The 25,861-nt window shown below is 72.5% G+C and carries 24 protein-coding genes; 12 read left to right on the forward strand and 12 right to left on the reverse strand.

Features of this window, described 5'->3' with window-relative positions; translation table 11 throughout:
- Positions 1-800 precede the first annotated feature (800 nt).
- A complete protein-coding gene (locus tag OG552_RS25400; RefSeq protein WP_443071196.1) occupies positions 801-3,185 on the forward strand; it encodes an ATP-binding protein in 2,385 nt (794 codons plus the stop codon).
- A 497-nt stretch (positions 3,186-3,682) separates the two neighbouring features.
- Positions 3,683-3,886 (forward strand): hypothetical protein, encoded by a 204-nt coding sequence (locus tag OG552_RS25405; protein ID WP_329136688.1) that lies wholly within the window; start codon positions 3,683-3,685, stop codon positions 3,884-3,886.
- 42 nt (positions 3,887-3,928) lie between these two features.
- Here the strand turns inward: OG552_RS25405 and nucS are convergent, their stop codons facing one another.
- Positions 3,929-4,591, reverse strand: coding sequence for an endonuclease NucS (gene nucS, locus OG552_RS25410; RefSeq protein ID WP_329136690.1), 663 nt, complete (start codon positions 4,589-4,591; stop codon positions 3,929-3,931).
- Between the two features lie 303 nt (positions 4,592-4,894).
- Here nucS and OG552_RS25415 point away from each other — a divergent pair, with 303 nt between their 5' ends.
- Positions 4,895-5,287 carry an SCO5389 family protein gene (locus tag OG552_RS25415; protein WP_329136692.1) on the forward strand — a complete coding sequence of 131 codons (393 nt, stop codon included), beginning with the start codon at positions 4,895-4,897 and terminating at the stop codon, positions 5,285-5,287.
- Between the two features lie 158 nt (positions 5,288-5,445).
- Here the strand turns inward: OG552_RS25415 and OG552_RS25420 are convergent, their stop codons facing one another.
- Positions 5,446-6,468, reverse strand: coding sequence for an LLM class flavin-dependent oxidoreductase (locus OG552_RS25420; RefSeq protein WP_329136694.1), 1,023 nt, complete (start codon positions 6,466-6,468; stop codon positions 5,446-5,448).
- A 184-nt stretch (positions 6,469-6,652) separates the two neighbouring features.
- Between OG552_RS25420 and OG552_RS25425 the strand changes: the two genes are divergently transcribed.
- Positions 6,653-6,973 (forward strand): ATP/GTP-binding protein, encoded by a 321-nt coding sequence (locus OG552_RS25425; protein ID WP_329136696.1) that lies wholly within the window; start codon positions 6,653-6,655, stop codon positions 6,971-6,973.
- Between the two features lie 119 nt (positions 6,974-7,092).
- Positions 7,093-7,668 (forward strand): dienelactone hydrolase family protein, encoded by a 576-nt coding sequence (locus OG552_RS25430; RefSeq protein WP_329136698.1) that lies wholly within the window; start codon positions 7,093-7,095, stop codon positions 7,666-7,668.
- 22 nt (positions 7,669-7,690) lie between these two features.
- Here the strand turns inward: OG552_RS25430 and OG552_RS25435 are convergent, their stop codons facing one another.
- The 7 genes from OG552_RS25435 to mce all read right to left on the reverse strand — a co-directional run bounded on the left by OG552_RS25435 (position 7,691) and on the right by mce (position 17,052).
- Complete coding sequence (locus OG552_RS25435; RefSeq protein WP_329136700.1) at positions 7,691-8,584, reverse strand: ABC transporter permease; 894 nt, start codon at positions 8,582-8,584, stop codon at positions 7,691-7,693.
- Positions 8,581-9,750 carry an ATP-binding cassette domain-containing protein gene (locus OG552_RS25440; protein ID WP_329136702.1) on the reverse strand — a complete coding sequence of 390 codons (1,170 nt, stop codon included), beginning with the start codon at positions 9,748-9,750 and terminating at the stop codon, positions 8,581-8,583. The genes OG552_RS25435 and OG552_RS25440 overlap by 4 nt, the downstream gene beginning before the upstream one ends.
- A 130-nt stretch (positions 9,751-9,880) precedes the next feature.
- Entirely contained in the window at positions 9,881-10,654 is a 774-nt protein-coding gene (locus OG552_RS25445; RefSeq protein ID WP_329136704.1) for an ABC transporter permease, read from the reverse strand.
- A gap of 1 nt (position 10,655) precedes the next feature.
- On the reverse strand, positions 10,656-11,789 hold the full coding sequence (locus tag OG552_RS25450; RefSeq protein ID WP_329136705.1) for an ABC transporter ATP-binding protein: 1,134 nt from the start codon (positions 11,787-11,789) through the stop codon (positions 10,656-10,658).
- A 110-nt stretch (positions 11,790-11,899) separates the two neighbouring features.
- Entirely contained in the window at positions 11,900-12,838 is a 939-nt protein-coding gene (locus OG552_RS25455) for a cellulose-binding protein (RefSeq protein WP_329136707.1), read from the reverse strand.
- A 102-nt stretch (positions 12,839-12,940) separates the two neighbouring features.
- The gene (scy, locus tag OG552_RS25460) at positions 12,941-16,498 is read right to left on the reverse strand and encodes a polarized growth protein Scy (RefSeq protein WP_329136709.1); all 3,558 of its coding nucleotides are present in this window, start codon (positions 16,496-16,498) and stop codon (positions 12,941-12,943) included.
- 98 nt (positions 16,499-16,596) lie between these two features.
- The gene (gene mce, locus OG552_RS25465; protein ID WP_329136711.1) at positions 16,597-17,052 is read right to left on the reverse strand and encodes a methylmalonyl-CoA epimerase; all 456 of its coding nucleotides are present in this window, start codon (positions 17,050-17,052) and stop codon (positions 16,597-16,599) included.
- A gap of 139 nt (positions 17,053-17,191) precedes the next feature.
- On the opposite strand from mce, the gene OG552_RS25470 reads away from it, so the two are divergent.
- Both OG552_RS25470 and meaB read left to right on the forward strand, forming a co-directional pair.
- On the forward strand, positions 17,192-18,412 hold the full coding sequence (locus OG552_RS25470) for an acetyl-CoA C-acetyltransferase (RefSeq protein WP_329136713.1): 1,221 nt from the start codon (positions 17,192-17,194) through the stop codon (positions 18,410-18,412).
- Positions 18,413-18,536: 124 nt separating this feature from the next.
- Positions 18,537-19,484, forward strand: coding sequence for a methylmalonyl Co-A mutase-associated GTPase MeaB (gene meaB / locus OG552_RS25475; protein WP_329141117.1), 948 nt, complete (start codon positions 18,537-18,539; stop codon positions 19,482-19,484).
- Positions 19,485-19,644: 160 nt separating this feature from the next.
- Here the strand turns inward: meaB and OG552_RS25480 are convergent, their stop codons facing one another.
- Complete coding sequence (locus tag OG552_RS25480) at positions 19,645-20,949, reverse strand: MFS transporter (protein ID WP_329136715.1); 1,305 nt, start codon at positions 20,947-20,949, stop codon at positions 19,645-19,647.
- A 70-nt stretch (positions 20,950-21,019) separates the two neighbouring features.
- Between OG552_RS25480 and OG552_RS25485 the strand changes: the two genes are divergently transcribed.
- Entirely contained in the window at positions 21,020-22,006 is a 987-nt protein-coding gene (locus OG552_RS25485; protein WP_329136717.1) for an ArsR/SmtB family transcription factor, read from the forward strand.
- Positions 22,007-22,015: 9 nt separating this feature from the next.
- On the opposite strand, the gene OG552_RS25490 is transcribed toward OG552_RS25485, so the two are convergent.
- Complete coding sequence (locus OG552_RS25490) at positions 22,016-22,309, reverse strand: MTH1187 family thiamine-binding protein (protein WP_329136718.1); 294 nt, start codon at positions 22,307-22,309, stop codon at positions 22,016-22,018.
- On the reverse strand, positions 22,306-22,668 hold the full coding sequence (locus OG552_RS25495; protein ID WP_329136720.1) for a DUF3817 domain-containing protein: 363 nt from the start codon (positions 22,666-22,668) through the stop codon (positions 22,306-22,308). Before OG552_RS25495 ends, OG552_RS25490 begins: the two co-directional genes overlap by 4 nt.
- A 273-nt stretch (positions 22,669-22,941) precedes the next feature.
- On the opposite strand from OG552_RS25495, the gene OG552_RS25500 reads away from it, so the two are divergent.
- From OG552_RS25500 to OG552_RS25515, 4 genes are read left to right on the forward strand one after another with little or no spacing between them, the layout of a single operon-like run.
- Complete coding sequence (locus OG552_RS25500; RefSeq protein WP_329136721.1) at positions 22,942-23,763, forward strand: DUF2127 domain-containing protein; 822 nt, start codon at positions 22,942-22,944, stop codon at positions 23,761-23,763.
- Between the two features lie 20 nt (positions 23,764-23,783).
- On the forward strand, positions 23,784-24,422 hold the full coding sequence (locus OG552_RS25505; protein WP_329136723.1) for an AIM24 family protein: 639 nt from the start codon (positions 23,784-23,786) through the stop codon (positions 24,420-24,422).
- Positions 24,422-25,072, forward strand: coding sequence for an AIM24 family protein (locus tag OG552_RS25510; RefSeq protein WP_329136725.1), 651 nt, complete (start codon positions 24,422-24,424; stop codon positions 25,070-25,072). Before OG552_RS25505 ends, OG552_RS25510 begins: the two co-directional genes overlap by 1 nt.
- Positions 25,069-25,800 carry an AIM24 family protein gene (locus tag OG552_RS25515; RefSeq protein WP_329136727.1) on the forward strand — a complete coding sequence of 244 codons (732 nt, stop codon included), beginning with the start codon at positions 25,069-25,071 and terminating at the stop codon, positions 25,798-25,800. Before OG552_RS25510 ends, OG552_RS25515 begins: the two co-directional genes overlap by 4 nt.
- Positions 25,801-25,861 lie beyond the last annotated feature (61 nt).

Genomic DNA, 25,861 nt, shown 5'->3' on the forward strand with positions numbered 1-25,861 from the left:
GTATGGCACGCACCCGGGGGTCGTAGAGCATGGATCAGCAGACCGGCGAGCAGCAGGGCGGTCGGCCGGACGAGCGTCCGGTGGAGCGGCCCGGCGGTACGGTCCGGCCGGGTGGTACGGGGCTGCCCGAGGACACGCAGCGGGCGGCCGGGACCCCCGCCCGCGACGGAGCTGACCGTTCTGAAGGGGCCGAAGGGGCCGAAGGGTCTGACGCGTTCAACGCCTTCGGGGTGGAACGCAGGAGCTTCGAAGGGGAGCACGGATTCGTGGACGAGCCGGCGCTGAGCGGCACCGGGGAACTGGATCTCTTCGGGGGCGGGGAGACGGGCGGCGCCGCCGCTGACGGGTCCCCTGCGGGAGGCTCGGACGGAGCCCTGGACAGCTCCTTCGGCCCCTCCGATCCTTTCGGTCCCTTCGACCCCCCGGGCGGGCAGAGCAGCGCCGACGCCCTGGTGAACGAAGCCTTCGGCGCCCCCGCCGAGCGCGGTCCGGCAGTTGGCGGCTCCGAGGCGCCCGGCAGCCTGCCGGCCCGGCGGGAGCCCCTTGCCCGGCGCGAGCCGCTGGAGCGCAGAGAGCCCCTGGAACGGCGTGACCCGCTGGAGCAGCGTCCCGCCGTCAACCGCTTCGAGGCCGCCGAGAGCTTCGACGCCTTCGCGGCCGGCGCCAAGCGGCCCACCGGCCCGGCGCCGGCCGACCAGGTCCCGCCGGTGCTCCCCGCGGCGCCGGGCAGCGAACTCGCCATCCGGCCCGCGAGCCGGCCGGTGCCGCTGCAGGAGGGCACCTCGCTCTTCGACGGCACGATGCCGCTGCCGAAGGTGACCCGCCCGGTCCGCGACCCGCTCGCCCCCGAACTGGGCACGCCGAGCGGCGGCAACGCCCGAATACCGCGAGTGGTCACCGCCGACTACCTGCTCACCGTGAACCCGGTCGACGGCACCGAGGTCGTGCCCTGCCCGCCGGAGGAGCGGCGCACCCCGGTCCGCCGGACCAAGGAGGAGCGCGCCGCCCGGATCAACGCCGCCCGGCCCAGCCCGCCGCCCGGCCCGCCCGCTCCCGAAGTCCCCCTGCTGGAAAGGGAAGAGGAGCGCGAGCGGCTGATCCGGCTGCTGGCCCGCGGCCGTTCCATCCGCGTCACAGGACCGTCGGGCGCCGGCCGTACCTCGCTGCTGGAGTCCGTCGCCAACGCCTGCGCCGACCTCGCGCCCGACGGCGTGATCTGGCTCTCCGGCTACCACCGCACCGCGGCCGACCTGCTGCACGACCTCTACACGATCGTCTACGCCGGCGAGGGCTACCGCCCCGGCCACGCCGAACTCACCACGCTGCTCGCGGAGGTGGGCGCCGTCGTGGTGCTCGACGACCTGGAGATCGGCGGGGCCGCGCTGGAGGAAGTGCTCGAAGCCGCCCCCGAATGCGCCTTCCTGATGTCCGCCACCCCGGATGTGCCGGCCCCCGCCGCCGATTCGATGGTGGTCGAGGTGCTGCTCTCCGGGCTGACCAGGACCGCCTGCGTCGACCTGCTGCAACTCGTCACCGGGCGGCGGCTGGAGGAGGACGAGACGGCCTGGGCCGCGGACCTGTGGTTCGAGTCCGAGGGCCTGCCGCTGCGGTTCGTCCAGGCGGGCGCGCTGCTGCGGCAGCGCGACGCGATGCGGCAGCCGCTCGACCCCGACCTCGACGACTCGGTGTGGCTCAACGGCTCGCCGCCGCCCGAGCCGGCCGGGCCCCCGATACCCGACCTCACCGGGTTCGACGATCCGCTGCCCGCCGGCGCCGCTCCCACGGCGCCCCCGATGGCCGGCACGCCGCCGCCCCCGCCGCCGCTGCCCTTGCGGCTGCCGGCCACCGAGGTGCCGCTCCCGTCGCTCGCGGAGAGCGCCGCCCCCGCGGGTCTGCTGGCCTCCCGGCTCAGCGAGGCGGCCCGCGAGGCACTGGCCTTCGCGGTGGCGCTCGACGGTGAGTGCCCGCACCCCGCGCACCTGCCCGCACTGGTCGGTGACACCCACGGGGACGCGGCGCTGGGCGAGTTGATCTCCGTCGGCCTCGCGGTGCCGGTCGCCTCCCACTTCCGGCTCTCGGCCGGCGTGGTGCAGCAGCTCGGCCCGGCATTCGCCGCCGACGGCGAACTCAACGACGTCCAGGCGCACACCGCCGCCCTCCACTACGCCTGGTGGACCGGCCACCCCTCGGTCACCCCGGAGCGCGCCTCCGCCGAGTCCGAGGCGATCGTGGCCGCGATGACCGCCTGCCGCGACGGCGGCCACGCCAGTGCGGCGGTCCTGCTCGCCCGGACTGTCGCCCCCGTCTTCGCCGCCGCCCTCAACTGGGGTGCGTGGGAGCGGGCGCTGCGGATCGGCCAGGAGGCCGCGCGGCTGTCCGGTGAGGTCGCGGAAGAGGCGTACTTCCACCACGAGTTGGGCGTCCTCGCGCTCTGCACGGACCGGATGGACCGGGCCCGCGCGGAACTTGAGGCGTCCATCGCCCTGCGCGGCGCCCTCGCCGACCGCCAGGGCACGGTCGTCGGGCGCCGCACGCTGGCGCTCGTCAACGACCGCGCGGGCTCCTCCTCCCCGCTCGAACTCCCGCCGGGCGCCTTGGCGTTCGCCCTGCCCGAGGGCACGAGCCAGGTCGTCATCGACAAGACGGCGGCGCTGCCGGCCGGCACCGCGCAGCACGCCCGCGGTCTCGCCGTCCTCCGCTCCCGCCGCAACCTCGTCGCGGCCGGCACGGGCGTCGTCCTGGCGGCGGTCCTCGGCACGATCGTCACCATGGGAGCGACCTCGGGCGGCGACCACAGCCCCGACCAGGTCAAGCCGATCGAGACGGTCGAGCAGGATCTTCCGTCGGACACGGCCCCCTCCTCCGACGACGGAGCGTCGGTGGCTCCGCCGGCCGCGTCGAGCACGTCGCCTTCGACCTCGGCGTCCACGACGGTGACGCCGTCGACCCCGAACGGTACGACGGGGACGCCGGGCTCTTCGTTGACGACGCCGCCGGGGGGTACGACCAGCACGGCTCCGGGGGCCCCGCACTCCTCGTCGCCGGGGCGGCCCTCGCACACCACGAAGCCGCCAACCACGAAGCCGTCGTCGACTTCCGCTTCGCCTTCTTCGTCCCCGACTCCGACGGACACGGACACGGACAGCCCTTCGCCTACGGACACGGCGACCGTGAGTCCTACCTGAGCACGTGGGCAGCCGGTCGGCTAGAGCATGGGCCGAGCTGTCCGTACGGAGGCACACGTGATCCTGGCTGCCGGCGGCGACACCGGCGGCTGAGAAGCCCCGGGGGCCGGGCGGCTCGGCCCCGTCGTGGACGTGGGACGAGGACCGTTGCGGCCGAGTCCGGGGTTGACTGTACGGCGTGGGTGCCGTGCCGGGCCCGCGCCGCGGCGCGCATCGGTACCCGCCGGGCACGTGATGCCGCCCTCCGGGGACAGCCGGCCCCTTCCGCGCCACCGTCCCGGTCCCGGCGTCCCCCGGGTCCGCGCCCAACGCCGGTCGCTGCGGGGACCGTTCGGCGTCCGCGCGGGTCCGGCGGTGGCGGACGCCCGAGGTCCGCGTCCCCCGACGTTCCCGTCTCGTAAGGTTTTCAGCCGCTCCCGGCGGGCCCGGACGGGCCAGGCTGAGCGTGGGCGCGGGGTCGCCGCGGCAGACGTGATCGCACGGAGGACGGGACGGCTATGGTGATCCGCGCTATCGGCGGGGTGGTCCTCGTGGTGCTCGGGGCGGTGTGGATCGCGCAGGGCAGTGGCGCCATGGGCGGCTCGTCCATGTCCGGGCACGGGCAGTACGCCGTCCTGGGCGCGGTGGTCGCGCTGGTCGGCCTCTGGCTGCTGGTACTGGCCTGGCGGGTGCGGAACCGGGATCCGCGCCAACGGCCCTGATACGTCGGCCGGTTGCCCGGCCGGGTGGCCGGGCCCGTGGACTCAGAAGAGGCGGAGCTTGTCGTCGGAGATGCCGCGCAGGCCGTCGTAGTCGAGGGTGACGCAGCTGATGCCCCGGTCGGTGGCGAGGACGCGGGCCTGCGGCTTGATCTCCTGGGCGGCGAAGATGCCCTTGACCGGGGCGAGATGGGGGTCACGGTTGAGGAGTTCGAGGTAGCGGGTGAGCTGCTCGACACCGTCGATGTCGCCGCGGCGCTTGAGTTCGACCGCGACCGTGCCGCCTGCGGCGTCCCGGCAGAGGATGTCGACCGGGCCGATCGCGGTGGGGTACTCACGGCGGATGAGGGTCCAGCCCTCGCCGAGGACCTCGATCCGGTCGGCGAGCAGCTCCTGGAGGTGCGCCTCCACGCCGTCCTTGATCAGCCCCGGGTCGACGCCGAGTTCGTGCGAGGAGTCGTGCAGGATCTCCTCGATGGTGATGATCAGCTGCTCGCCGGCCTTGTTGGTGACCGTCCAGAGGTTGTCCTCGGTCTCCTTGAGCGTGCAGGGCGGGGACATCCAGTTGAGCGGCTTGTAGGCCCGGTCGTCGGCGTGCACCGACAGGCTTCCGTCGGCCTTGATCAGCAGCAGCCGGGTGGCGGAGGGAAGGTGGGCGGAGAGCCGGCCCGCGTAGTCGACGGAGCAGCGGGCGATCACGAGACGCATGGTCGGCAACGCTACTCGACCCCGGCCGCCGTACGCGATTCGGCCCGGTCCCCGGCACTGCGGAGCGACCGGTGGGAGCGGACCCACGGGACTCGGCCAACCCCGCGGAAGAGCCGAAAAATGGCTGGTTGTGGGCGCTATGGCCTGGTGCGGGCGCGCCGCGGGCGCCTACGGTTGAAGGCCGGGGGGCACGGGTGCGGCTGCTGGCGGCAACCGGCTCCCGGTATCCATTCCTCCATGGTCCGCTGGGCCTGGGGGTACGCCCAGACCCCGTCCCCGGAGGGGGTCACGAGAGGAGTACCCATGTCGCTCGACGTCTCACCGGCCCTTCTTGAGCAGGCCGAGCGAGGCGAGGTCGATGAGCGCGAGTTCGTCGACTGCGTCCGGACATCCCTCCCGTACGCGTGGGAGATGATCAGCTCACTGGTGGCCCAACTCAAGGTTGACGGAGGCGAGTTCGCCGACAACCAAGTGCCGCCGCCCAGTGAGAAGGAGCGAGGTCAGCTGCTCCGCGCACTGGCGAGCGATGCGATACGTGGCGCCCTGCAGCGCCACTTCGGGGTGCGGCTGGCCTTCCAGAACTGCCATCGTGTCGCGGTCTTCCCGCTGGACTCGGCGGTGGACGGGCGATACGCCAAGTTCACCTCGGTCCGGGCCCAACTGCTCAACCAGTCACCGGAGTTGCGGGACTGCTGAGGCCGGTCCCAGAGGCAAGGGGGGCGCGGGAGCGGTAATGGACCCGCACATCGGATCCGTACCTGCCCCGTGAACGACCAGTCCCGTAAACGATCAACGGCGGTCCGCGCAACCAGGCGTGCTCCCGAAACCGGACGTCCGCACGAATCAGCACCGGATCAGGCCAGTTCCGGGAGCACGTCCCCGCCCAGCCGGAACACGTTCTCCAGCGTGGCGTCGACGTCGCCGGATCCTTCGGCGAGCAGCGCGAACCGGGTGATCCCGGTGGCCTCCGAGGTCGCCGCGAGACGGTCCGCACAGAATCTGGGCGGCCCCACCGGGTGCAGGGAACACAGGAGTTCCGCGTAGCCGAGCGGATCGCGCATCGTACGGGGCCGGCCGTCCTGGGTGCGGTGGGCGGACAGTCCCTGCTGGAGCCAGCCGGGCATCGCCTTGAGCAGCACCTCGGTGGCATCGGTCCGGGTGTCCGCGACCTGCACCACACCGGCCGACACATGGTCCGCGGCGGCGACGGTGTCGGGGGAGTGCCCGGCCGCCAGCGCGGTCTCCCGCCAGAGAGCGACCATGCCGGCCTTCTCCTCGTCGCCGCAGTGCATGCCGAGCAGCATCGGCAGTCCGCGTTCCGCGGCCAGCCTGACGGTGGTGGGAGAGGTGCAGGCGACCACCAACGGGGGCCCGCAGCCGTCGAGTTCGTCCGGGCGCGGCACCACGGGGACCGGCGGGAAGGTGTAGCGCGGGCCGTCCGCGCCGACCACCGGGTCGCGCAGCCAGCGCAGCAGCAGGTCCAGTGACTCCGGGAAGCCGCTCTCGAAAGCGGCCAGGCCGGCCCCGAAGACCTCCAGATCCACCCAGGGGCCGCCGCGGCCGACACCGAGGGTGAAGCGGCCGCCGGAGACCAGGTGGAGCAGGGCGGCCTGCTCGCCGAGGGCCACCGGGTGGGTGGTCGGCAGCACGCTCACGGCGGTGCCGACACCGATCCGGGAGGTGTGCCCCAGCAGTACACCCGCGAGGGTGATCGCCGACGGGCAGACCCCGTACGGCACGAAGTGGTGCTCGGCCAGCCAGACCGCGTCGAGGCCGGAGCACTCCGCCGCCTCGGCCGTCCGTATCGACCGATGCAGCGCCTCAGCCGGGCCTTGGCCCGGGAACTGGGCCGCGAGCACGAATGTCCCTAGTCGCATCGCAGACTCCCTCCTGTTCCCTCTAACGCCTGGCACGTGCCAAGGGCACGCCTCTTTCGGGTCGTTTTCATGATTTTCGGAAGTCCTACCGCACATGTCCCGGAGTCGTCCTGTTCAGCCCGCGGGGCGGCGCCCCTTACGCTGGAAGGGAAATCTGCCGCCCAGAAGAGCGCGAGGTGCTCCCATGTCGCCGCGTCGAAACCACCCGGGGGGTGCCGGGCGTCCCGACGGCGACCGGGAGCGCGAATCAGGTCTCGGCTACGGCGCCACCGAGGAGTGGCGGGGCGAGGAGTGGATCGTGCGGCCCATCGCGGGCAGCGCGTCGGCGAAGCACTACCGGTGCCCGGGGTGCGACCAGGAGATCCCGCCCGGCATCGCGCATGTCGTCGCCTGGCGCGAGTACGCCGGCGTCGACGACCGCCGCCACTGGCACCGCGCCTGCTGGAACGCGAAGGACCGCCGCACCAGCAAGGTGCAGCGGTCCCGTAACGCCCCCCGGTACTGACGCGCCCCCGGCACGGACCGGGCCCGCGTGCCCCGCGTGCCCCGCGCTCCCCGCGTGCCCCCCGGGCGGCGTCCCGCGCTGGAGCCCCGCGGCGGGCGCGTACGTCGTAGGCTGCGGGGATGACCGAGGTACTTCTCTTTCACCACGCACAGGGGCTCACCCCGGGGGTCGTGGCCTTCGCCGACACGCTGCGCCGGGCTGGCCACACCGTGCACACGCCCGACCTGTACGACGGCGCCACCTTCGGCACGCTCACCGAGGGGCTGGCCCACGCCGAGAAGACCGGCTTCGGCGCGGTGCTGGAGCGCGGTGTCCAGGCGGCCGAGGGGCTGCCCGCCGAGCTGGTGTACGCGGGCTTCTCGCTGGGCGTGCTCCCGGCCCAGAAGCTGGCGCAGACCCGGGCCGGCGCCCGCGGCGCGCTCCTCTTCGAGTCCTGCGTACCGGTGGCGGAGTTCGGCGCCGCCTGGCCGGCCGGCGTCCCGGTCCAGGTGCACGGGAAGGACGCCGACCCGGTCTTCGCCGGCGAGGGCGACCTCGACGCGGCCCGCGCGCTGGTGGCCGAGGCCGCCGACGCGGAGCTCTTCCTCTACCCCGGCGACCAGCACCTCTTCGCCGACAGCTCCCTGCCGTCCTATGACGCGGATGCCACCGCGCTGCTGACCGGCAGGGTGCTCGGCTTCCTCGGCGGCCGGTAGCCCCGGCGCCCGCCGCCCGGGCTCAGACGTCCCGCGCGTTCAGCGTCACGAACGCGGCGGTCAGCGCGGCGGCCGTGACACAGGCCAGCACCACCAGCTGGAGCAGGCCGTTCTGGCTGTCGCTGCCGATCATCGGGATGCGGTAGAGCGAGGCGAGCGAGTTGGGGGCGGAGAACTTGATCATGTTGTCGCGGGTCGACTGCAGGCTGCCGGGGAGGAAGAGCGCGACCAGCAGCGGAAGCAGGACCACCCCGAGCATGGTGGTGATCGCGCCGGCCGAGTGGCGCAGCAGGGTGCCGACGGCGAGGGCGAGCAGGCCGAGCAGTGCCACATAGAGGCCGACGCCGACGGTCGCGCCGAGCCACTGGGACCCGCCCGCTGAGGTGAGGCCGCCTCTGACGACGACCCCCGTCCCCGCGTAGTCCGTCTCGTCGGGCGTGACCGACCGGCCGCTCAGCACGGCGTAGTTGATCAGCGCGGTGACGGCGCAGGCGACGGTCGTGGTGACGAAGGAGACGCCGAAGAAGACGATCGCCTTGGCCGCCAGCACCCGGGAGCGCTGCGGGCACGAGGTGAGCGTGGTCCGGATCATGCCGGTGCCGAACTCCGAGGTGATCACCAGCGCGCCGAGGGTGATCACCGCCAACTGCCCGAGCATCAGCCCGAAGAGGCCGGGGGCGAGCACCGGGACCGACGGATCGTGGCTGTCAGCGACCGGCCAGACGACCAGCAGATTGATGCCGATCACCAGCAGCAGCATCACGCCGAGCGTCCACATGGTGGAGCGCACCGACCGGATCTTGGTCCACTCCGAACGCAGCGCGTGCGACAGCCGGGTCTGCTCGACCGGGATCTGCGAGGCGAACTGCGGTACGGGCGGAAACGGGTGCGTCGGCTGCGGGGCGGCGGTGGTCATCGGACGTCCTGGGGGGTGGAAGGGGCGGCGGCCTGCTGGGGGACCGGGGGAGGGCCGAACCCCTGCGGCGGCGGGGCGTACGGCGGCTGGTGCTGCGGGCCGGACTGCTGACCCCAGCCGGCCGGTGCCTGACCCCAGCCCGCCGGCTGCTGATCCCAGCCGACGGGCGGCTGACCCTCACCGGTGGGCTGCTGCCCCCAGCCGGGCCCGGCCGGCCCGTGCGGCGCGGGCTGGAGGCCCTGCCGGGGATCCTGCGCCGAGCGGTAGTCCACCGCGCCACCGGTGAGCCGCATGTACGCCTCCTCCAGCGACGCCTGGTGCGGGGAGAGCTCCCACAGGCGCACGCCGGCCTCGTGGGCGACATCGCTGATCTTCGGCAGTGCGAGGACACCGACCCGCAGCGCCCCGTCCTGCTCCAGCTGTACGGTGCCGCCGGCCTCGGTCAGCGCCGTGGTCAGCTTCTCGCGCTGCTCGCCCTCCTCCGGCGTGCGCACCAGGGCGTAACCCGTGGAGTGCCGGGCGATGAAGTCCTTGACGCTCATGTCCGCGAGCAACTGGCCGCGGCCGATGACGATCAGGTGGTCGGCGGTGAGCGCCATCTCGCTCATCAGATGGCTGGAGACGAAGACGGTGCGGCCCTCGGCCGCCAGCCGCTTCATCAGATGGCGGATCCAGTGGATGCCCTCCGGGTCCAGACCGTTCACCGGCTCGTCGAAGAGCAGCACTTCGGGGTCGCCGAGCAGAGCGCCCGCGATGCCGAGCCGCTGGCCCATGCCGAGGGAGAAGCCCTTGGAGCGGTGGGCCGCCACGCCCTGCAGGCCCACCACAGCGAGCACTTCGTCCACCCGGCGGGCCGGGATGCCGGACAGCTGCGCCAGGCTGAGCAGGTGCTGCCGCGCGCTGCGCCCGCCGTGCACCGCCTTGGCGTCCAGCAGGGCGCCCACCCGGCGCGGTGCGTTGGGCAGCCTCCGGTACGGCAGTCCGCCGATGGTCACCTGCCCGGCGGTGGGTGCGTCCAGCCCCAGGATCATCCGCATCGTGGTCGACTTCCCGGAGCCGTTCGGGCCGAGAAAGCCGGTCACGGTGCCGGGCCGCACCGTGAACGACAGGTCGAACACAGCGGTTTTCGCGCCGTACTGCTTGGTCAGGCCGACTGCCTGGATCATGCTCCGCCCCTCGTGTGCCACGGGGGCACACGCCCCGTGGAGGAGGAAGCGTAGCGGGCGGGGCGCGGTTCCCTCGTGGGTCCACTTCTCCCCGCCCGCCGGACTTCCGCAGCGGGACGGTGAGGAGGGGTCAGGCGTCGCGCCGCTTGAGCACCGCGTATCCGCCGAGGAGGGCGACCGCCACCCAGACCGCCATGATCAGGATGCCGCCCCAGGGACCGTACGAGGTGTGGTCGTCGGAGGAGGGGACGACCTGCATGATCTTCTGGCCGGCCTGGTCGGGGAAGTACCGGGCCACGTTCTTCACCTTGGGCACCGCGGTCAGGATCGGCGAGACCAGGAAGAAGAACGGCATCAGGACGCCCAGGCCCAGCATCGGGCTGCGCAGCATCGTCGCCGCGCCCACGCAGAAGAGCACGATCAGCGTCATGTACAGGCCGGCGCCGAACACCGCGCGCAGCACCCCGGGGTCGCCGATCTGCGCCTTGTGCGAGCCGAGCAGGGCCTGGCCGAGGAAGAAGGTGATGAAGCTGGTCACCTCGCCGACCACCAGGGCCAGCAGGCCGGCCACGGTCACCTTGGAGAAGTAGAACTCGCCGCGCTGCGGGACCGCGGCCAGCGAGGTGCGGATCATCCCGGTGCTGTACTCGCTGGAGATCACCAGCACGCCGAAGACGATCAGCGCCAGTTGCCCCAGCGACATCCCGAAGAAGGCGGTGTTGGTGGGGTCGAAGGTGAGCCGGTCGGAACGGGACAGGCTGTCGAAGGTGTTGTTGAAGACCAGGCAGATCACCGCGCCGAGGGCCACGGTGACGAGGAAGGCCAGGGCCAGCGTCCACACGGTGGACCGTACGGTCCGGATCTTCGTCCACTCCGACTGGAGGACGGCTGAGGTGGCTGCCATGTCAACGCCCCTTTCCGGAGCCGGGGTTGCGCCAGCCGGCGCCCCACTGCGGCTGGCTCTCGGGCGGCTGACCCGGCTGCCCGGGCTGACCCGTCTGCCCCGGCTGTACGGACTGACCGGGTTGCGCCGGCCGGCCCGCCTGCACCGGCTGTGCCGGGTCGCCCGCCTGCGGAGGCGGCGCGAGCTGCGCGGGCGGCAGCGCGCCCACCCCGGAGGGCCCCGACCCCATCCCCCCGCCGGCGTGATACTCCACCGACTCCGCGGTCAGCTGCATGAACGCTTCCTCCAACGAAGCCCGCTGCGGGCTGAGTTCGTGCAGCACCAGCTGGTGCTGGGCGGCCAGTTCGCCGATCTTGGCGGGGTCGCCGTCCTGGATCTCCAGCGAGCCGTCGCCGGTCTCCACCACGGCATGACCCGCCTGATGCATCACGTCCTTGAACCGCTCCACCTGCGGGGTGCGGATCCGCACATAGGAGCGCGAGTTCTGCGCGATGAAGTCGGCCATCGAGGTGTCGGCCATCAGCCGGCCGCGGCCGATCACGATCAAGTGGTCGGCGGTGAGCGCCATTTCGCTCATCAGATGGCTGGAGACGAAGACGGTGCGGCCCTGGGCGGCCAGCCCCTTCATCAGATTGCGGATCCAGTGGATGCCCTCGGGATCCAGGCCGTTCACCGGCTCGTCGAACATCACGATCTCCGGGTCGCCGAGCAGCGCGCCGGCGATGCCGAGCCGCTGGCCCATGCCCAGCGAGAACCCCTTGGACCGCTTCTTCGCCACCGCGGTCAGACCGACCGTCTCCAGCACCTCGTCCACCCGGTACCGCGGAATGCGGTTGGACTGGGCGAGGCAGAGCAGATGGTGGTACGCGGTGCGGCCGCCATGGATCGACTTGGCGTCCAGCAGCGCCCCGATGTACTTCAACGGCTCACTGAGCTGTGCGTAGCGCTTGCCGTCGATCCGGACATCCCCGCTGGTGGGGCGGTCAAGGCCGAGCAGCATCCGCATCGTGGTGGACTTGCCCGAGCCATTGGGCCCCAGGAAGCCCGTCACCACGCCGGGGCGCACGGTGAAGGTCAGATGGTCGACTGCGGTCTTGTCCCCGTACCGCTTGGTGAGCCCCTGCAACTCAATCATGCGCCCGAGGCTAGCAAGTCAGGGAAAACCCCCGCCCGACTTCGGGCGGGGGTTGTGGAAAACCTCGGTGGGGACCCGGGTGCGGGCCCCCACCGGACGGCCTTCGGGGGTCAGCGCGACTGCTGCGCCGGCACACCCCGGGAGATCGGCTCGTCGTCGGCCGGGGAGGTGGCCGCGGCCACCGCCGCACCGGTGAGCGTGGCCAGCATCTCGCGGACGTTGGTCAGCTGCGCGTTGATGCTGTCGCGGCGGTTGGTGAGCGCCGCCAGCTCGCGCTCGGATTCGCTGCGGATCCGGTCGGCCTTGGCGTTCGCGTCGGCCACGATGTCCTCGGACTGGCGCTGCGCGGTCTCCACCGTCTGGCGGGCCCGGCGCTCGGCGTCGGTACGGAGCTTCTCGGCCTCCAGGCGGAGCTGCTCGGCGCGGTGCTCGATCTCCGCCAGGCGCTTCTCGGCCTTGGCCTGACGGGACGCCAGGTCACGCTCGGACTGCTCGCGGCGCTTGGCCAGGTTGGTCTCGAAGTCCGCGGCGGCCTGGGCGGCCTTGGCGCGGGTCTCCTCGAAGAGCGCGTCGGCCTCTTCCCGCTTCGCCTGCGCGTCCTTCTGCGCGTCGGCCCGCAGCTGGGTGGCGTCGCCCTTCGCCTTGTCGACGATCCGCGCGCCCTCGTCCTCGGCCTTGGCCTTGCGGTCGGCGGCGAAGCTCTCCGCGTCGTTGCGCACCTGCGAAGCGGCCGACTCGGCCAGTTCGCGGTGTTGTTCAGCCGCGCGGCGGGCCTCCTCGCGCAGATCCTTCGCCTCCTCCTCGGCAAGACGGAGGATCTTCTCCACACGCGCGCCGAGGCCCGCGTACGACGGCTCCGAGTCGTTCACCTGAGCCTGGGCGTTCTGGGTTTCGAGGTGCAGCTCCTCGATGCGCTTCTCCAGCGCGGTGATGCGCGTCAGTGCGCTGTCACGGTCGGCGACGAGCTTCGTGATGCGGTCGTCCACCTGTCCGCGGTCATATCCGCGCCGCACGAGCTCGAAGCCAAAGGGGGAGGAAGTGTCGCTCATGGGGTTCCTGTCGATTCAGACCGGTGAGGTGATAGAGGGAATCCTAGGGGCCCAGGCGGCGTGTCACCGAGCCATTGCGCATCAGGTATGAAAAAGGTCCGCTCAATCGAGTGGAGCATCGTCGATACGCTTGCCGCTCGTTCGGGTGGTTCCGGCGCCGGCACCTGCGGCTACGGTGCTCTTGGAACCTGCGCTGCCCGGTGCCTCGAACGACTCCAACGCCTCCAGCACGTCCTGGACACGGGAGATCTCCGCATTGATGTCTTCTCTGCGGCGCACCAGGATCTCCAGTTCTCTTCTGCCTTCGCCCACCGTGCGTTCGGCCTCGGCACGCGCTTCCGCCTTGACGCGCTCCGCCTCCCGCTCGGCTTCGGCCTTCTTCTGGTCGGCCTCCTTGAGCAGGCCCTCGACCTTCTTCACGGCGGCGATCCGGACCTTGCTCGCCTCCGCCGTGGCCGTGGACTTGATCTCGGCGGCCTTCGCCTCCGCCTCGGCGAGCTGCTCGGTGGCCGCGGCCACCAGTTTGTCCACCCGCTCGCCGACGGACTTCATCGCCTCCGCGGCCTCCCTACGGGCCCGCTCGTGCAGGGCCTCGACCTCGGATTCGGTACGGGAGCGCAGTTCTTCGGTCCGCTCCCTGATGGCGGTCTGGTCCTGGCGGGCTTCGCGCAGCATCGTATCGGCGTCGGTCCGGGACCGCTCCACCAGACTGTTGCCTTCGATGGTGGCCTCGCTGACGATCCGTTCGGCCTCGTCGCGGGCGGCGCCGACCATCGCGTCGGCCCGCTCCTCGGCCTCGGCCGCGGTCTGCCGGGCCTCCGCCTGCGCCTTGCCGATCAGCTCGTCCGCCTGCTCGGCGGCCTCGCTGCGGCGCTTGTTGGCCGCCTCGCGGGCCTCGTCCAGAATCCGCTGCGACTCGTTCCGGGTGTTCTCGGCGTCCCGTTCGGCGTTCTCCAGGGTGTCCCTGGCCAGGATACCGAGGCGTTCGGCCTCCTCGCGCGCCTTGCTGACCAGTTGGTCGGCCTGCCCGGCGGCGTCGGTACGCATCCGGTTGGCGTCCTCGCGGGCCTCCGCGCGCAGCCGGTCGGACTCCTCGATCGCCTCGTTGACCTGACGGTCCGCCAGCGAACGGGCCGCTTCGGCCTCCTCCTGGCTCTCCCGGCGGATCCGCGCCGCGTCCTCGGAGGCCCGCTCGCGCTCGGAGTTGGCGTCGGCGTGCAGCCGGTCCGCCTCGCCCTGGGCGTCCGACCGCAGCTGCTGCGCCGCGTGTTCGGCCGCCGAGCGCAGCCCGGCGATCTCCTCCTCGGCCTCCTGGTGCAGATGCGCGACCGAGTCCCGGACCTGCTGGGCGGTCTGCTCGGCGGCGGCCACCATTTCGGCGGACCGCTGCTCGGCCTCGGCGACCAGCCGGTCCGCCTCGGCGGCGGCCTCCTCGACCCGGCGGCGGGCGGCGGCGAGCAGCTCCTCGCTCTCCCGCCCGGCCCGGTCGCGCTCCTGCTCGGCGTCGGTACGGGCCGCGCCCAGCAGCTCCTCGGCCTCGCGGCGGCGGCGGGCCGCCTCCTCCTGGGCCGCGGCCAGCGCCTCGGCTGCCTCCAGGCCGATCCGCTCGGCGGCGGTGGCGGCCTCGGCACGTACCCGGTCCGCGGTCTCCTGCGCCTCGGTCCGCAGCCGCTCGGCGTCGGCGGTGGCCTCCGCCTGCAGCCGTACGGCGATGCTCTCGCCCTCGGCGCGGCTCTGTGCCGCGTCCGCGGCCGCCTCGTCCCGCAGCCGTACCGCCTCGGTCTCGGCCTGCTCCTGCAGGGTCCTGACCCGCTCGGCGGTCTCGGTCCGGAGTCGCTCGGCCTCCTGCTCGGCCTCGCCGCGGATCCGGTCCGCCTCGGCGTTGGCGTCCCGCAGGCTCTGCTCTGCGGCGGTGACCCGGGACTCGGCCTCCTCGCGGAGGCGCACCAGGTCGGTCTCGGCCTCGGCGCGCATCCGGGCCACCAGGGTGTCGGCCTCGGCGCGCTGCTCCTGGGCGGCCCGTTCTGCGTCGTCCCGCAGTGCGCCGGCCTGCCGTTCGGCCTCGGCCCGCAGCTCCTCGGCCTCCGCGCGGGCGGCCCGCAGCGCCTCTTCCGCCTTGGCGTTCAGCGCGGAGGCCCGCTCCACGGACTCGGTACGCATCCGGTCCGCCTCGGTGGCGGCGCTCTGCCGCACCTCCTCGCCGTCGGCCTTCGCCCTGGCCAGCAGCTCCTCGGCCTTGCTGGCCGCCTCCTCGATCTGCTGCACCGCCTCGCGGCGGGCCTCGCCGCGGATCCGTTCGCCCTCGGCGACCGCGTCGGCCCGCAGCTGCTCGGCCTCGCCGCGCAGCCGGCGGGCCTCCTCCTGCAGCTCTACTGTCCTGGCCCGGTACTCCTCGGTGTCGTCCTGGGCGGCGCCGCGCAGCTCCTGGGCGGACGCCTCGGCCTCGGCGCGCAGCCGCTGGCCCTCGGCGTCGGCCTCCCGGCGGATCCGCTCGGCCTCCTCTGCGGCGGCCTTCGTGGTGGAGCGGGCGTCCTCGGACGCCTTGGTCAGGATCTCCTCGGCGGAGCGGGCGGCCTGTGCCAGCTGGGCGGCGGCGTCCTCGGAGGCCGCCGCGCGGGCCGCCTCGGTGGCCTCCACCCGGATCCGCTCGGCGTCCGCGCGGGCGTCGGCGACGGTCTGCTCGGCCTCCGCCTTGGCGGCCTCGACCTCGCGGGTGGCCTCGTTGACCATCCGGGCGATCTCGGCGCGGGCGGTCCTGGTGCGCTGCTCGTTCTCCGACTCGGTGGCGGCCAGCCGCTTGGCGGCGCCGGCCGTCGCCTCGTCGCGCAGCCGCTCGGCCTCGGCACGGGCGGTGCGCAGCGCCTCGTCGGCCTCCCGCAGCCGCTCCTCGGCCAGCCGGGACAGCTCGATCGCCCTGGCCCTGGCCTCGTCGGACTCGCCGCGGGTGGTGGTACGCAGCTGCTCGGCCTCGCTGGTGGCCTCCTGGGCCTGCGCGGAGGCGGCGGTCAGCAGCCGTTCGGCGTCGGTGCGCGCCCGGCGCAGCAGCTGCTCGGCCTCGGCGCGGGCGGTCTCGGCGTCCGCGGTCAGCCGCTGGCTGGTCTGCTCGGCGACCCGGGCCGCCTCGGTGCGGGCGGCGGCCAGCGTGGCCTCGGTCTCGGCGCGGGTCTCGTCCAGCAGCCGGCGGGCCTGCGACTCGCTGCGGGCCCGCAGCTGCTCGGCCCAGGCCACGTTCTCGTTGACATGGGTCTCGACGGTGGCCCGCCGCTCGGCGAGCTCCTCGTCCAGCTGGCGGCGGCGGGCGATCGCCTCGGCGTGCCACTCGGCCTCGAAGCGGGCCTGGTGCTCGGCCTGCTCCTGCAGCAGCCGCTGGGTCTGCGCGCGGGCCTCGCGCAGCTCGCGCTCGGCGTCGGCGCGCAGCTGGTCGGCCTGGATCTGGGCATTGCGGAGCAACTGGTCGGCCTGATGGCCGATGTTGTCGTACGCAGGACGCGCGGCCAGATTGCGCCGCGCCTCGTGCAGTTTGGCGCGCAGCACCTCGACCTGGTATCCGAGGTCGTCGGCGTGGTCGACGGCCTTGCCCCGCTCGGTCCGAAGGCGTTCCAGTTCGGCGTCGAGCAGAGAGAGTTGGTCGTCAGCCCGGTAGCTGTCGTTGCCCCGCACTCCGCGGTCCCATCGGTCTCCTGGCGTCCTCACCCGCCAACCGGGTGAGATTCTCGGTACTTCCGCCGGTCACTCTACCGGGCAGCACGGGGGTTGGGTCAGGGGTGCAGGGTGCTCTGCCGCTCCTTGAGATCCTTTGCCGCGGTGACGATCTCGGTCAGCACCCCGTGGCAGTCCTTGGGGTGCAGGAAGGTGATCCGGGAGTCCATCGAACCGCGGCGCGGCTCGTCGTACAGCACCCGTACGCCCTTGTCCCTGATGGCCTCGGAGTCGGTGTCGACGTCCCCGGTACCGAAGGCGATGTGGTGCACGCCCTCGCCGTTCTTCGCCAGCCACTTGCCGACCGCGGAGTCGTCCCTGGTGGGCTCCAGCAGCTGCAGGTAGGAAGCGCCGCCGTCCGGGGTCTCGTTGATCTTCAGCATGGCCTCGCGCACCCCCTGCTCCTCATTGACCTCGCTGTGGAAGACCTCGAAGCCGTAGGTGGCCCGGTAGAACGCGACGGTCGCGTCGAGGTCGAAGCACGCGATGCCGATGTGGTCGATGCGAGTCAGCATCCCCACAGTGCACCGTATGACCGTGTGGTTACGCAACGTGCGCGCCATCACACGTTGCGCCCGGTGACCCCGGCGCTACCGGTCAGTACATTGGAGATAACCCTCGTTAACATCTCTCTTCTGCCGAAGGGGCCACAGCATGAGCAGCCAGGCAGCACGTACGTCCGTGATCGTCGCAGGCGCCAGGACTCCGATGGGCCGGCTGCTGGGCAGCCTGCGCGGCTTCTCCGGGGCGGAGCTCGGCGGCTTCGCGATCAAGGCGGCGCTGGAGCGGTCCGGCGTGACCGGGGACCAGGTGCAGTACGTGATCATGGGACAGGTGCTGCAGGCCGGCGCGGGACAGATCCCGGCCCGCCAGGCCGCCGTCAAGGCCGGCATCCCGATGAGCGTCCCCGCGCTGACCGTCAACAAGGTCTGCCTGTCGGGCCTGGACGCCATCGCGCTCGCCGACCAGCTGATCAGGGCCGGCGAGTTCGACATCGTGGTGGCCGGCGGCCAGGAGTCGATGACCAACGCCCCGCACCTGCTGCCCAAGTCCCGTGAGGGCCACAAGTACGGCGCGATCGAGATGCTCGACGCGATGGCGTACGACGGCCTCACCGACGCCTTCGAGAACATCGCGATGGGCGAGTCCACCGAACACCACAACGCCCGGCTCGGCATCGAGCGCGCCCCGCAGGACGCCTTCGGGGCCCTGTCCCACCAGCGGGCCGCCGCGGCGCAGAAGAACGGGCTCTTCGACGCCGAGATCGTGCCGGTGGAGGTCCCGCAGCGCAAGGGCGAGCCGGTGGTCTTCAGCCAGGACGAGGGCATCCGCCCGGAGACCACCGCCGAATCCCTCGGCAGGCTCCGTCCGGCGTTCTCCAAGGACGGCACCATCACGGCCGGCACCTCCTCGCAGATCTCCGACGGCGCCGCCGCGGTGGTGGTGATGAGCCGGGCCAGGGCGGAGGAGCTGGGCCTGAGCTGGCTCGCCGAGATCGGCGCGCACGGCAATGTGGCGGGGCCCGACAACTCGCTCCAGTCCCAGCCGTCCAACGCCATCAACCACGCGCTCACGAAGGCCGGTCTGACCGTCGGTGACCTCGATCTGATCGAGATCAACGAGGCGTTCGCCGCGGTTGCGGTCCAGTCGATGAAGGACTTGGGTGTGACACCTGAAAAGGTGAACGTGAACGGCGGCGCCATCGCGCTGGGCCACCCGATCGGGATGTCCGGAGCACGCCTGGTCCTGCACCTGGCGCTCGAACTGCGGCGGCGCGGCGGCGGGGTCGGGGCGGCGGCGCTGTGCGGCGGCGGCGGCCAGGGCGACGCACTGATCATCCGGGTGGCCGGGAAGACGGCAGCGGCCGGCGCGTGAGCCGAAGGGCGCGCCGGTGTCGAGAGGGAGAACGCGCACAGTGAGCGAGGAACGAGCCGGCGAGCACGGCCGGCCGCCGACACCGCCGCCGGGTGCCGGGAGGCGCACCGCGTCGCACAGTGATGTGGCCACGCTGGTCGAGCAGGCGCGGGAGGGCCGGCCCAGGGCCGTCGCCCGGCTGATCTCCCTGGTGGAGGGGGCCTCCCCGCAACTGCGCGAGGTGATGGCGGCGCTGGCACCGCTCACCGGCGGCGCCTACGTGGTGGGGCTGACCGGGTCGCCCGGCGTCGGCAAGTCCACCTCGACCTCGGCGCTGGTCAGCGCGTACCGCAAGGCGGGCAAGCGGGTCGGCGTGCTCGCCGTCGACCCCTCCTCGCCGTTCTCCGGCGGGGCGCTGCTCGGCGACCGGGTGCGGATGTCCGAGCACGCCTCCGACCCCGGCGTCTACATCCGCTCCATGGCCACCCGCGGCCACCTCGGCGGCCTGGCCTGGGCCGCCCCGCAGGCCATCCGGGTGCTCGACGCGGCCGGCTGCGACGTCATCCTGGTCGAGACGGTCGGTGTCGGGCAGTCCGAGGTGGAGATCGCCGCACAGGCGGACACCTCGGTGGTGCTGCTGGCCCCCGGCATGGGCGACGGCATCCAGGCCGCCAAGGCCGGCATCCTGGAGATCGGTGACGTCTACGTCGTCAACAAGGCCGACCGCGACGGCGCCGACGCCACCGCCCGCGAGCTCAACCACATGCTGGGCCTCGGCGAGTCCCGCGAGCCGGGCGACTGGCGCCCGCCCATCGTCAAGACGGTCGCCGCGCGCGGCGAGGGCATCGACGAGGTCATCGAGGCGCTGGACAAGCACCGGGCCTGGCTGGAGGCCGGCGGCGCGCTCACCGAGCGCCGGCGCACCCGCGCCGCCCGCGAGGTCGAGACGATCGCCGTCACCGCGCTGCGTGCCCGTATCGGCACCCTGCACGGCGACGCCCAGCTGCCGGCGCTCGCCGCCCGAGTCGCCGCGGGCACCCTCGACCCGTACGCGGCCGCCGACGAACTCGTCGCGGGCCTCACCGGCCAGTAGAGCCACCGGCGCCCCGGACCGCGGGCCGGGGCCCGTTCCGGTCCCGTGGGCCGGCTGCCGGGCGGCGTCGTCGGCCGCGTCGAGGATCGCCGCCGGCTCCCCGGCCCGGCGCTGCCGGCGCTCTTCCCGGTCACGCGTGGGGAGCGGGCGGGGTGGGGCGTCAGGCGGCGGTGGCCGCCTGGATACGGCGGGTGTGCCGGACGGACTTGAGGACCGGCAGGACGGAGACGGTGCCCACCGCGCCCGCGCCGGCGATGACCGCGTAGGGCGGGACCCACTCGGCGACCGCGCCGCCGACCGTCATGCCCAGGCCCTGAAGGGTCATCATGCCCGCGGCGAGCAGCGACATGGCCCGGCCGCGCATGTCCTCGGGGACGTCGAGCACGAACCACTTGTCGATGCCCAGCGAGTAGGCCATGCACAGGCCGGTACAGAGCAGCAGGGCGATGGCGAACGGCAGCGTCGGGTGCACCACGAAGCAGACGAACGGCACCATGGAGATGGCCGCCAGCGGAATCGCGACCCGCTCACGCGCCAACGGGTCGAGCAGGGTGCCGGCCGCGATCTCCCCGATGACGGTCCCGGCGGGCATCGCGGCGAGCAGGACGCCGAAGCCCGCCGTGCCGGCGCCGGCCGCGTCCGCGAAGGGCGCCGCGACGCCCTCGGCCACCACGCAGAACATCGGCGGCAGCCACCACATCAGCAGCAGCGCCCGGATCCGCGGGCTGCTCAGCAGCCGTCCGGCCGAGGCGATCGAGTCGCGCATCATCGCCCCGGTGCCGGAGACCCGCGCCGCGAGCGCCCGGGTGCCGAGCCGCAGCAGCAGGGCGGAACACAGGAAGGTGCCCACGGTGATGCACAGCGCGGTGCGCGGCGCCAGCCACACCAGGACCAGACCGCCGATGCCGTACCCGATGATCTGCGAACTCTGCGAGACGATCCGCACCAGCGAGCGGCCCAGGATGAACAGGTCGCCGTGCAGGATGTCGGCCAGGCTGGCGGCCCGCGCGCCGGTGAAGAGCGGCGTCACCATCGAGACCACGGTACGCAGCACGAAGAGCAGCGCCAGCGGGGTCGAGGGCACCGCCATCACCAGGACGCAGGCCGCGCACACCAGGTCGCAGGAGACCAGCACCTGACGGGTGGGCAGCCGGTCGGCGATGCCGGAGAGCAGCACCCCGCTGAGCGCGTACGGCAGAAAACCCAGGGCGAAGATCAGCGCGGTGAGCACCGCGGAACCGGTCTGGCGGAAGACCAGGACGGCGAGCGAGACCTCGGCGAACACACTGCCCAGCACGGACAGCACATGGGCGGCGAAAATCGGCCGGAACTCGCGGACCGCGAACACCGCACCGTACTTGCTGCGGCTGTCCTCGCTGCTCCCAGGGGTGGTGGGAGCGGGGGCTGATCCGGCCGGCGAAGGGTGGTTGCCACCGCGAGAAGAGTGCTCGCTGTCCGTTGTCATGACATCACACTGGTGGCATTGGCCCCACCCGTCGTAGTCTTTCGGCCAGAACCGAATCTTGGGGGTCGTGATGTCGTTTCGCATGCGATTTGCGGCAGAGGACCTGCTGCGCTGCAGATTCGCCATCTCGCCGCTCCGCGAGACACAGGCCGCGATCCGTACGCTCTCCCGCCCCGACCGCCACGGCTACCACCTGCCCTGGCTGCGGCAGGTCCGCGGCGCCGCGGCCGGCCTGGATCTGACCCCGCTGCGGCTGCTCTCGCCGGAGAACGGCCACGGTCCGGATTTCCTGCACCCGCTGCCGGACGCCCCGCTGGCCACGCTGGAGGACGAACTCGACACGGTCCGGGCCACCGCGCCCGACATCGCCCGCCGCCAGATGGCCGCCGCGCTCGCGCAGACCCCAGGCGCCGACCGGATGCGCCGCGGCCGGGCGATGCTGGCCGATCCGGCCGACGCCGTACGGCAGTTGGCCGCCCTCTACGAACAGGTGTGGGCGGCGCTGCTGCTGCCGCACTGGCCACGGCTGCGGGCCGTCCTGGAGGCCGATGTGGCCTATCACGCGCGGCGGCTGGCGGACGGCGGCATGCAGCGGCTCTTCACCGGGCTGCATCCCAAACTGAGCTGGTCCGACGGGGCGCTGACCACCACCGGCCATGTGCCGCGGCTGCCGGAGGCCGGCGGGCAGGGGCTCGTCCTGGTGCCCAGTGTCTTCTTCTGGCCGGAGGCGGGCAGCGCCTTCGACCCGCCGTGGCAGCCGACGGTGGTCTATCCGGCCCGCGGCATCGGCGGGCTGTGGGCGGAGACCGGCCCGGCCGCCTCGACCGCGCTGATCCGGCTGCTGGGCGCCAACCGGGCGGCCATCCTCACCGCTCTCGACGCGCCCAGCACCACGACCGCCCTCGCCCACCGGCACGCTCTCGCGATGTCCTCGGTCTCCGCGCACCTGGTGGTGCTGCGGGACGCCGGGCTGCTCGCGTCGCGCCGCTACGGCCACCAGGTGCTGTACGAGCGGACGCCGCTGGGGGTCGCGCTGGCCGGCGGCGGGCTGCCGTGAGCACCGGCGTTACGGGGCCAGGTAGCGCTCCACGGTCTCCACCTTCGAGGTGAGCCCGTCGGTGACACCGGGCCGGATGTCGGCCTTGAGGACCAGCGAGACCCGCGGGGAGCGGGCCTCGACGGCGGCGACCGCCCGCTTGACCACGTCCATCACCTCGTCCCACTCGCCCTCGATCGAGGTGAACATCGCGTCGGTGCGGTTCGGCAGCCCGGACTCCCGGACCACCCGCACCGCGTCGGCCACATACTCTCCGACGTCCTCACCGACGCCGAGCGGACTGACGGAGAAGGCGACGATCATGCCGCACCCACCGCTTCTGACGCCGGCACCTCGCCGGCGGCGGTACGGGCCCTGGCCACCGCGGCCTCGCACTCGCGGGCCAGCATCCGCTCGGCGAAGAACCCGCCGGTCGGCAGTACCGAGAGCACCGCGTACAGCGCCGCCCGGCCCAGCGGCCAGCGGACCCGGGCCCAGGCCAGCGCCCAGAAGACCACGTAGAGGATGAAGAGCACACCGTGCACCATCCCCATCACGGGCACGGCGTTGAAGTCGGTGGTGCGCTTGAGCACCGAGCAGATCAGCAGCAGAAGGAACGACACCGCCTCCGGGGCGGAGATCAAACGCAGCCGGCGCAGAGCGGCGGCGGTCTTCAGTTCCACGGGAACCTCACGGTCGACGAGCGGTACGGAACGGGTGAGCGGTCTTGTGAACGTGATCACAAGGTTTCGTCCATTATCACCGGACCGTATCGATGAGCTGTCCCTGGGGTCGGCAACCGCGCGGCGGGCGATAACGTCCCTCTTCGCAGAAGCGCGCGGCGGCGGCCGTACCGCCGCCGGGGAACGCCCGGGAGCACCACCTGAGCACACCCGAGAACGCCAGAGAACGCCAGAGAACACCGATGGAACGCCGACAACGGGGGACCGGACACCATGAGCATCGACTGGGACCGCCGCCATTGCTCCCGCAAGGGCCACATCACCTACGCGCCCGACGAGGCCGGCCTGCGCAACAGGCTGCACGCGAGCACCGCGGTGGGCACGGTCTGGCGCTGCCTGCGCTGCGGCGACTTCGTCCTCGGCGAGCCGCACGGCAGCGGCCCCGCCGAGCTGGCGCCGCTGGTGCCCCGCGGCCGGGCGCTGCGTGACCTGTTCATCCTGCGGTTCCTCGCCGTCGAGCGGGTGCTGCGCGGTGTGCTGGTGGTGCTCGCCGCGTGGGCGGTGTGGAAGTTCAGCAACTCCCAGGACGCGGTCCACCAGCTCTTCGAGAGCGACCTCACCGCCTTCCGCCCGGTGGCCGACCACTTCCACTACGACCTGGACCACTCCCCGGTCATCGACAGCATCCAGAAGGTCTTCGACTACAAGAAGTCCACCCTGCACGCGGCGGCCGGCCTGCTGCTGCTCTACGGGCTGATCGAGTTCGTCGAGGGCGTCGGCCTGTGGTTCGCCAAGCGCTGGGCGGAGTACCTCGCGGTGGTGGCGACGGCCGCCTTCCTGCCGGTCGAGGTCTACGAACTCACCGAGAAGCTCAGCTGGTTCAAGATCGGCACGCTGGCGCTCAACATCCTCGCGGTGCTCTACATCCTCATCGGCAAGCGGCTCTTCGGCCTGCGCGGCGGGCACGCCGCCTTCGAGGCGCAGTGCCGCGGCGCCTCGCTGCTGGAGGTCGAGGTGGCCGCGGGCGAGGCGGGCGGAACACAGAAGGAACCGCTGCCGGTCCGGCAGCGCTCATCCACCGCCGACCCCGCCTGATCCCGGATACGGTCTGAGACATGGCGATTTTCCGGCTGCAAGGATCGCGGGTGCTCGCCGTCGACCTCAACGGCGACGCCGTCAAGGCGAAGAACGGCGCGATGGTCGCCTACGACGGCGAGATGACGTTCAAGAAGATGACCGGCGGCGGCGAGGGCCTGCGGGGCCTGGTCACCCGTCGCATCTCCGGCGAGGCGATGGCGGTGATGGAGGTCAAGGGCCACGGCACCTGCTACTTCGCCGACCGGGCCACCGAGATCAACCTGGTCCGTCTCGGCGGCGAGAAGCTGTACGTCGAGGCGAGCAACCTGCTGGCCACCGAGCCGTCGCTGCGCACCGGCACCACCTTCACCGGTATGCGCGGCGCCTCCCAGGGCAACGGCCTGTTCACCACCACCGTCGAGGGCACCGGCCAGGCCGCGATCATGTCCGACGGCCCGGCGATCGTGCTGCGGGTCTCCGCCGCGTACCCGCTGATCGTGGACCCCGGGGCGTACGTCGCCCACGTCGGCCAGTTGCGCCAGCAGCTCCAGACCCAGATCGGCTGGCGCACGCTGATGGGCGAGGGCTCCGGCGAGAGCTTCCAGATCCGCTTCGAGGGCGAAGGGCTCGTCTACGTCCAGCCCAGCGAACGCAACACGATCGGGGGGCAGTTGTAGTGCCGTTCAGCAGGATCAACGCCAAGATGGTGGAGGCGCCCGTCACCCCCGGGCAGCGGCTGTTCAGCCAGCGCGGCGCGATGCTCGCGTACCGCGGCGCGGTTTCCTTCACGCCCAGCATCACCGGCGGGCAGGGCGGCGCCATGGCGATGATCGGGCGCCGGCTGGCCAACGAGGCGACGCCGTTGATGACCGTGGAGGGCAACGGCACGGTGATGTTCGGGCACGGCGGCCACCACATCCACACCGTCGACCTCAACGGCGAGACGCTCTATGTCGAGGCGGACCGGCTGCTGGCGTTCGACGGCTCGCTGCGGCAGGGCACGATGTTCATGGGTTCGCAGGGTGGTGTGATGGGCGTGATACGCGGACAGGTCACCGGACAGGGCCTGTTCACCACCACGCTGCAGGGCAAGGGCTCGGTCGCGGTGATGGCCCACGGCGGCGTCATCGAGCTGCCGATCACCCCCGGCCGCCCGGTGCACGTCGACCCGCAGGCGTACGTCGCCCACCGCGGCGAGGTACGCAACAAGCTGACCACGGCGCTCGGCTGGCGCGAGATGGTCGGCCGCGGCTCCGGCGAGGGCTTCCAGCTGGAACTGTCCGGCCAGGGAACGGTCTACGTCCAGGCGTCGGAGGAGAAACTGTGAGCGACGCGCTCAAGCCGCCCGGCGGTGCAGGGCCGGTGGTCCACGACCCGTACTCGCTGCCCTCCGACGACAACGTCAACCCGTACGCGTTCAGCGTCGAGTTGAACGGCCAGTGGTTCCTGCAGAAGGGGAAGATGATCGCCTACTACGGGCAGATCGACTTCCACGGCATCGGCCACGGCCCGCTCGACAGCCTGATCGCCGCCAACTTCCACTCCCCGATGCACGCCGCCGACTGGGTCGTCGCCCAGGGCCGCGGCAAGATGCTGCTCGCCGACCGGTCGTACGACATCAACTCCTACGACCTGGACGACGGCAACCTCACCATCCGCTCCGGCAACCTGCTCGCCTACCAGCCCGGGCTCGCCCTCAAGCAGTCGATCATCCCCGGCTTCCTCACCCTGATCGGCACCGGCAAGTTCGTGGCCGCCTCCAACGGCGCCGTGCACTTCGTGGAGCCGCCGATCCGGGTGGACCCGCAGGCCGTGGTCGGCTGGGCGGACTGCCCCTCGCCCTGCCACCACTTCGACCACGCCTATCTGCGGGGGGTGCTCGGCGGCATCCGGCAGCTCACCGGTCTCGGCGGCGCCTCCGGCGAGGAGCACCAGTTCGAGTTCACCGGCGCGGGACAGGTGCTGATGCAGTCCACCGAGGTGCTGATGGGGGAGCTGGCGACCGGTGGGGTGCCGCTGACGGCAGGGCCCGGAGTGCCGGGAGCAGGCGGCTGACCAGCGTCGTCCGGTATTTCCGGGGCCAACAGCGCACCGCCCGTGATCGGTTGGCTACCCT

Source organism: Streptomyces sp. NBC_01476 (genome assembly GCF_036227265.1).
Lineage (GTDB): Bacteria > Actinomycetota > Actinomycetes > Streptomycetales > Streptomycetaceae > Actinacidiphila.

Excerpts from the sequence above, each read along its gene's own strand:
- OG552_RS25400 (WP_443071196.1), top strand. The coding sequence starts at position 801 with ATGCCGCTGCCGAAGGTGACCCGCCCGGTCCGCGACCCGCTCGCCCCC.
- OG552_RS25405 (WP_329136688.1), top strand. The coding sequence starts at position 3,683 with ATGGTGATCCGCGCTATCGGCGGGGTGGTCCTCGTGGTGCTCGGGGCG.
- nucS (WP_329136690.1), bottom strand. The coding sequence starts at position 4,591 with ATGCGTCTCGTGATCGCCCGCTGCTCCGTCGACTACGCGGGCCGGCTC.
- OG552_RS25415 (WP_329136692.1), top strand. The coding sequence starts at position 4,895 with ATGTCGCTCGACGTCTCACCGGCCCTTCTTGAGCAGGCCGAGCGAGGC.
- OG552_RS25420 (WP_329136694.1), bottom strand. The coding sequence starts at position 6,468 with ATGCGACTAGGGACATTCGTGCTCGCGGCCCAGTTCCCGGGCCAAGGC.
- OG552_RS25425 (WP_329136696.1), top strand. The coding sequence starts at position 6,653 with ATGTCGCCGCGTCGAAACCACCCGGGGGGTGCCGGGCGTCCCGACGGC.
- OG552_RS25430 (WP_329136698.1), top strand. The coding sequence starts at position 7,093 with ATGACCGAGGTACTTCTCTTTCACCACGCACAGGGGCTCACCCCGGGG.
- OG552_RS25435 (WP_329136700.1), bottom strand. The coding sequence starts at position 8,584 with ATGACCACCGCCGCCCCGCAGCCGACGCACCCGTTTCCGCCCGTACCG.
- OG552_RS25440 (WP_329136702.1), bottom strand. The coding sequence starts at position 9,750 with ATGATCCAGGCAGTCGGCCTGACCAAGCAGTACGGCGCGAAAACCGCT.
- OG552_RS25445 (WP_329136704.1), bottom strand. The coding sequence starts at position 10,654 with ATGGCAGCCACCTCAGCCGTCCTCCAGTCGGAGTGGACGAAGATCCGG.
- OG552_RS25450 (WP_329136705.1), bottom strand. The coding sequence starts at position 11,789 with ATGATTGAGTTGCAGGGGCTCACCAAGCGGTACGGGGACAAGACCGCA.
- OG552_RS25455 (WP_329136707.1), bottom strand. The coding sequence starts at position 12,838 with ATGAGCGACACTTCCTCCCCCTTTGGCTTCGAGCTCGTGCGGCGCGGA.
- mce (WP_329136711.1), bottom strand. The coding sequence starts at position 17,052 with ATGCTGACTCGCATCGACCACATCGGCATCGCGTGCTTCGACCTCGAC.
- OG552_RS25470 (WP_329136713.1), top strand. The coding sequence starts at position 17,192 with ATGAGCAGCCAGGCAGCACGTACGTCCGTGATCGTCGCAGGCGCCAGG.
- OG552_RS25480 (WP_329136715.1), bottom strand. The coding sequence starts at position 20,949 with ATGACAACGGACAGCGAGCACTCTTCTCGCGGTGGCAACCACCCTTCG.
- OG552_RS25485 (WP_329136717.1), top strand. The coding sequence starts at position 21,020 with ATGTCGTTTCGCATGCGATTTGCGGCAGAGGACCTGCTGCGCTGCAGA.
- OG552_RS25490 (WP_329136718.1), bottom strand. The coding sequence starts at position 22,309 with ATGATCGTCGCCTTCTCCGTCAGTCCGCTCGGCGTCGGTGAGGACGTC.
- OG552_RS25500 (WP_329136721.1), top strand. The coding sequence starts at position 22,942 with ATGAGCATCGACTGGGACCGCCGCCATTGCTCCCGCAAGGGCCACATC.
- OG552_RS25505 (WP_329136723.1), top strand. The coding sequence starts at position 23,784 with ATGGCGATTTTCCGGCTGCAAGGATCGCGGGTGCTCGCCGTCGACCTC.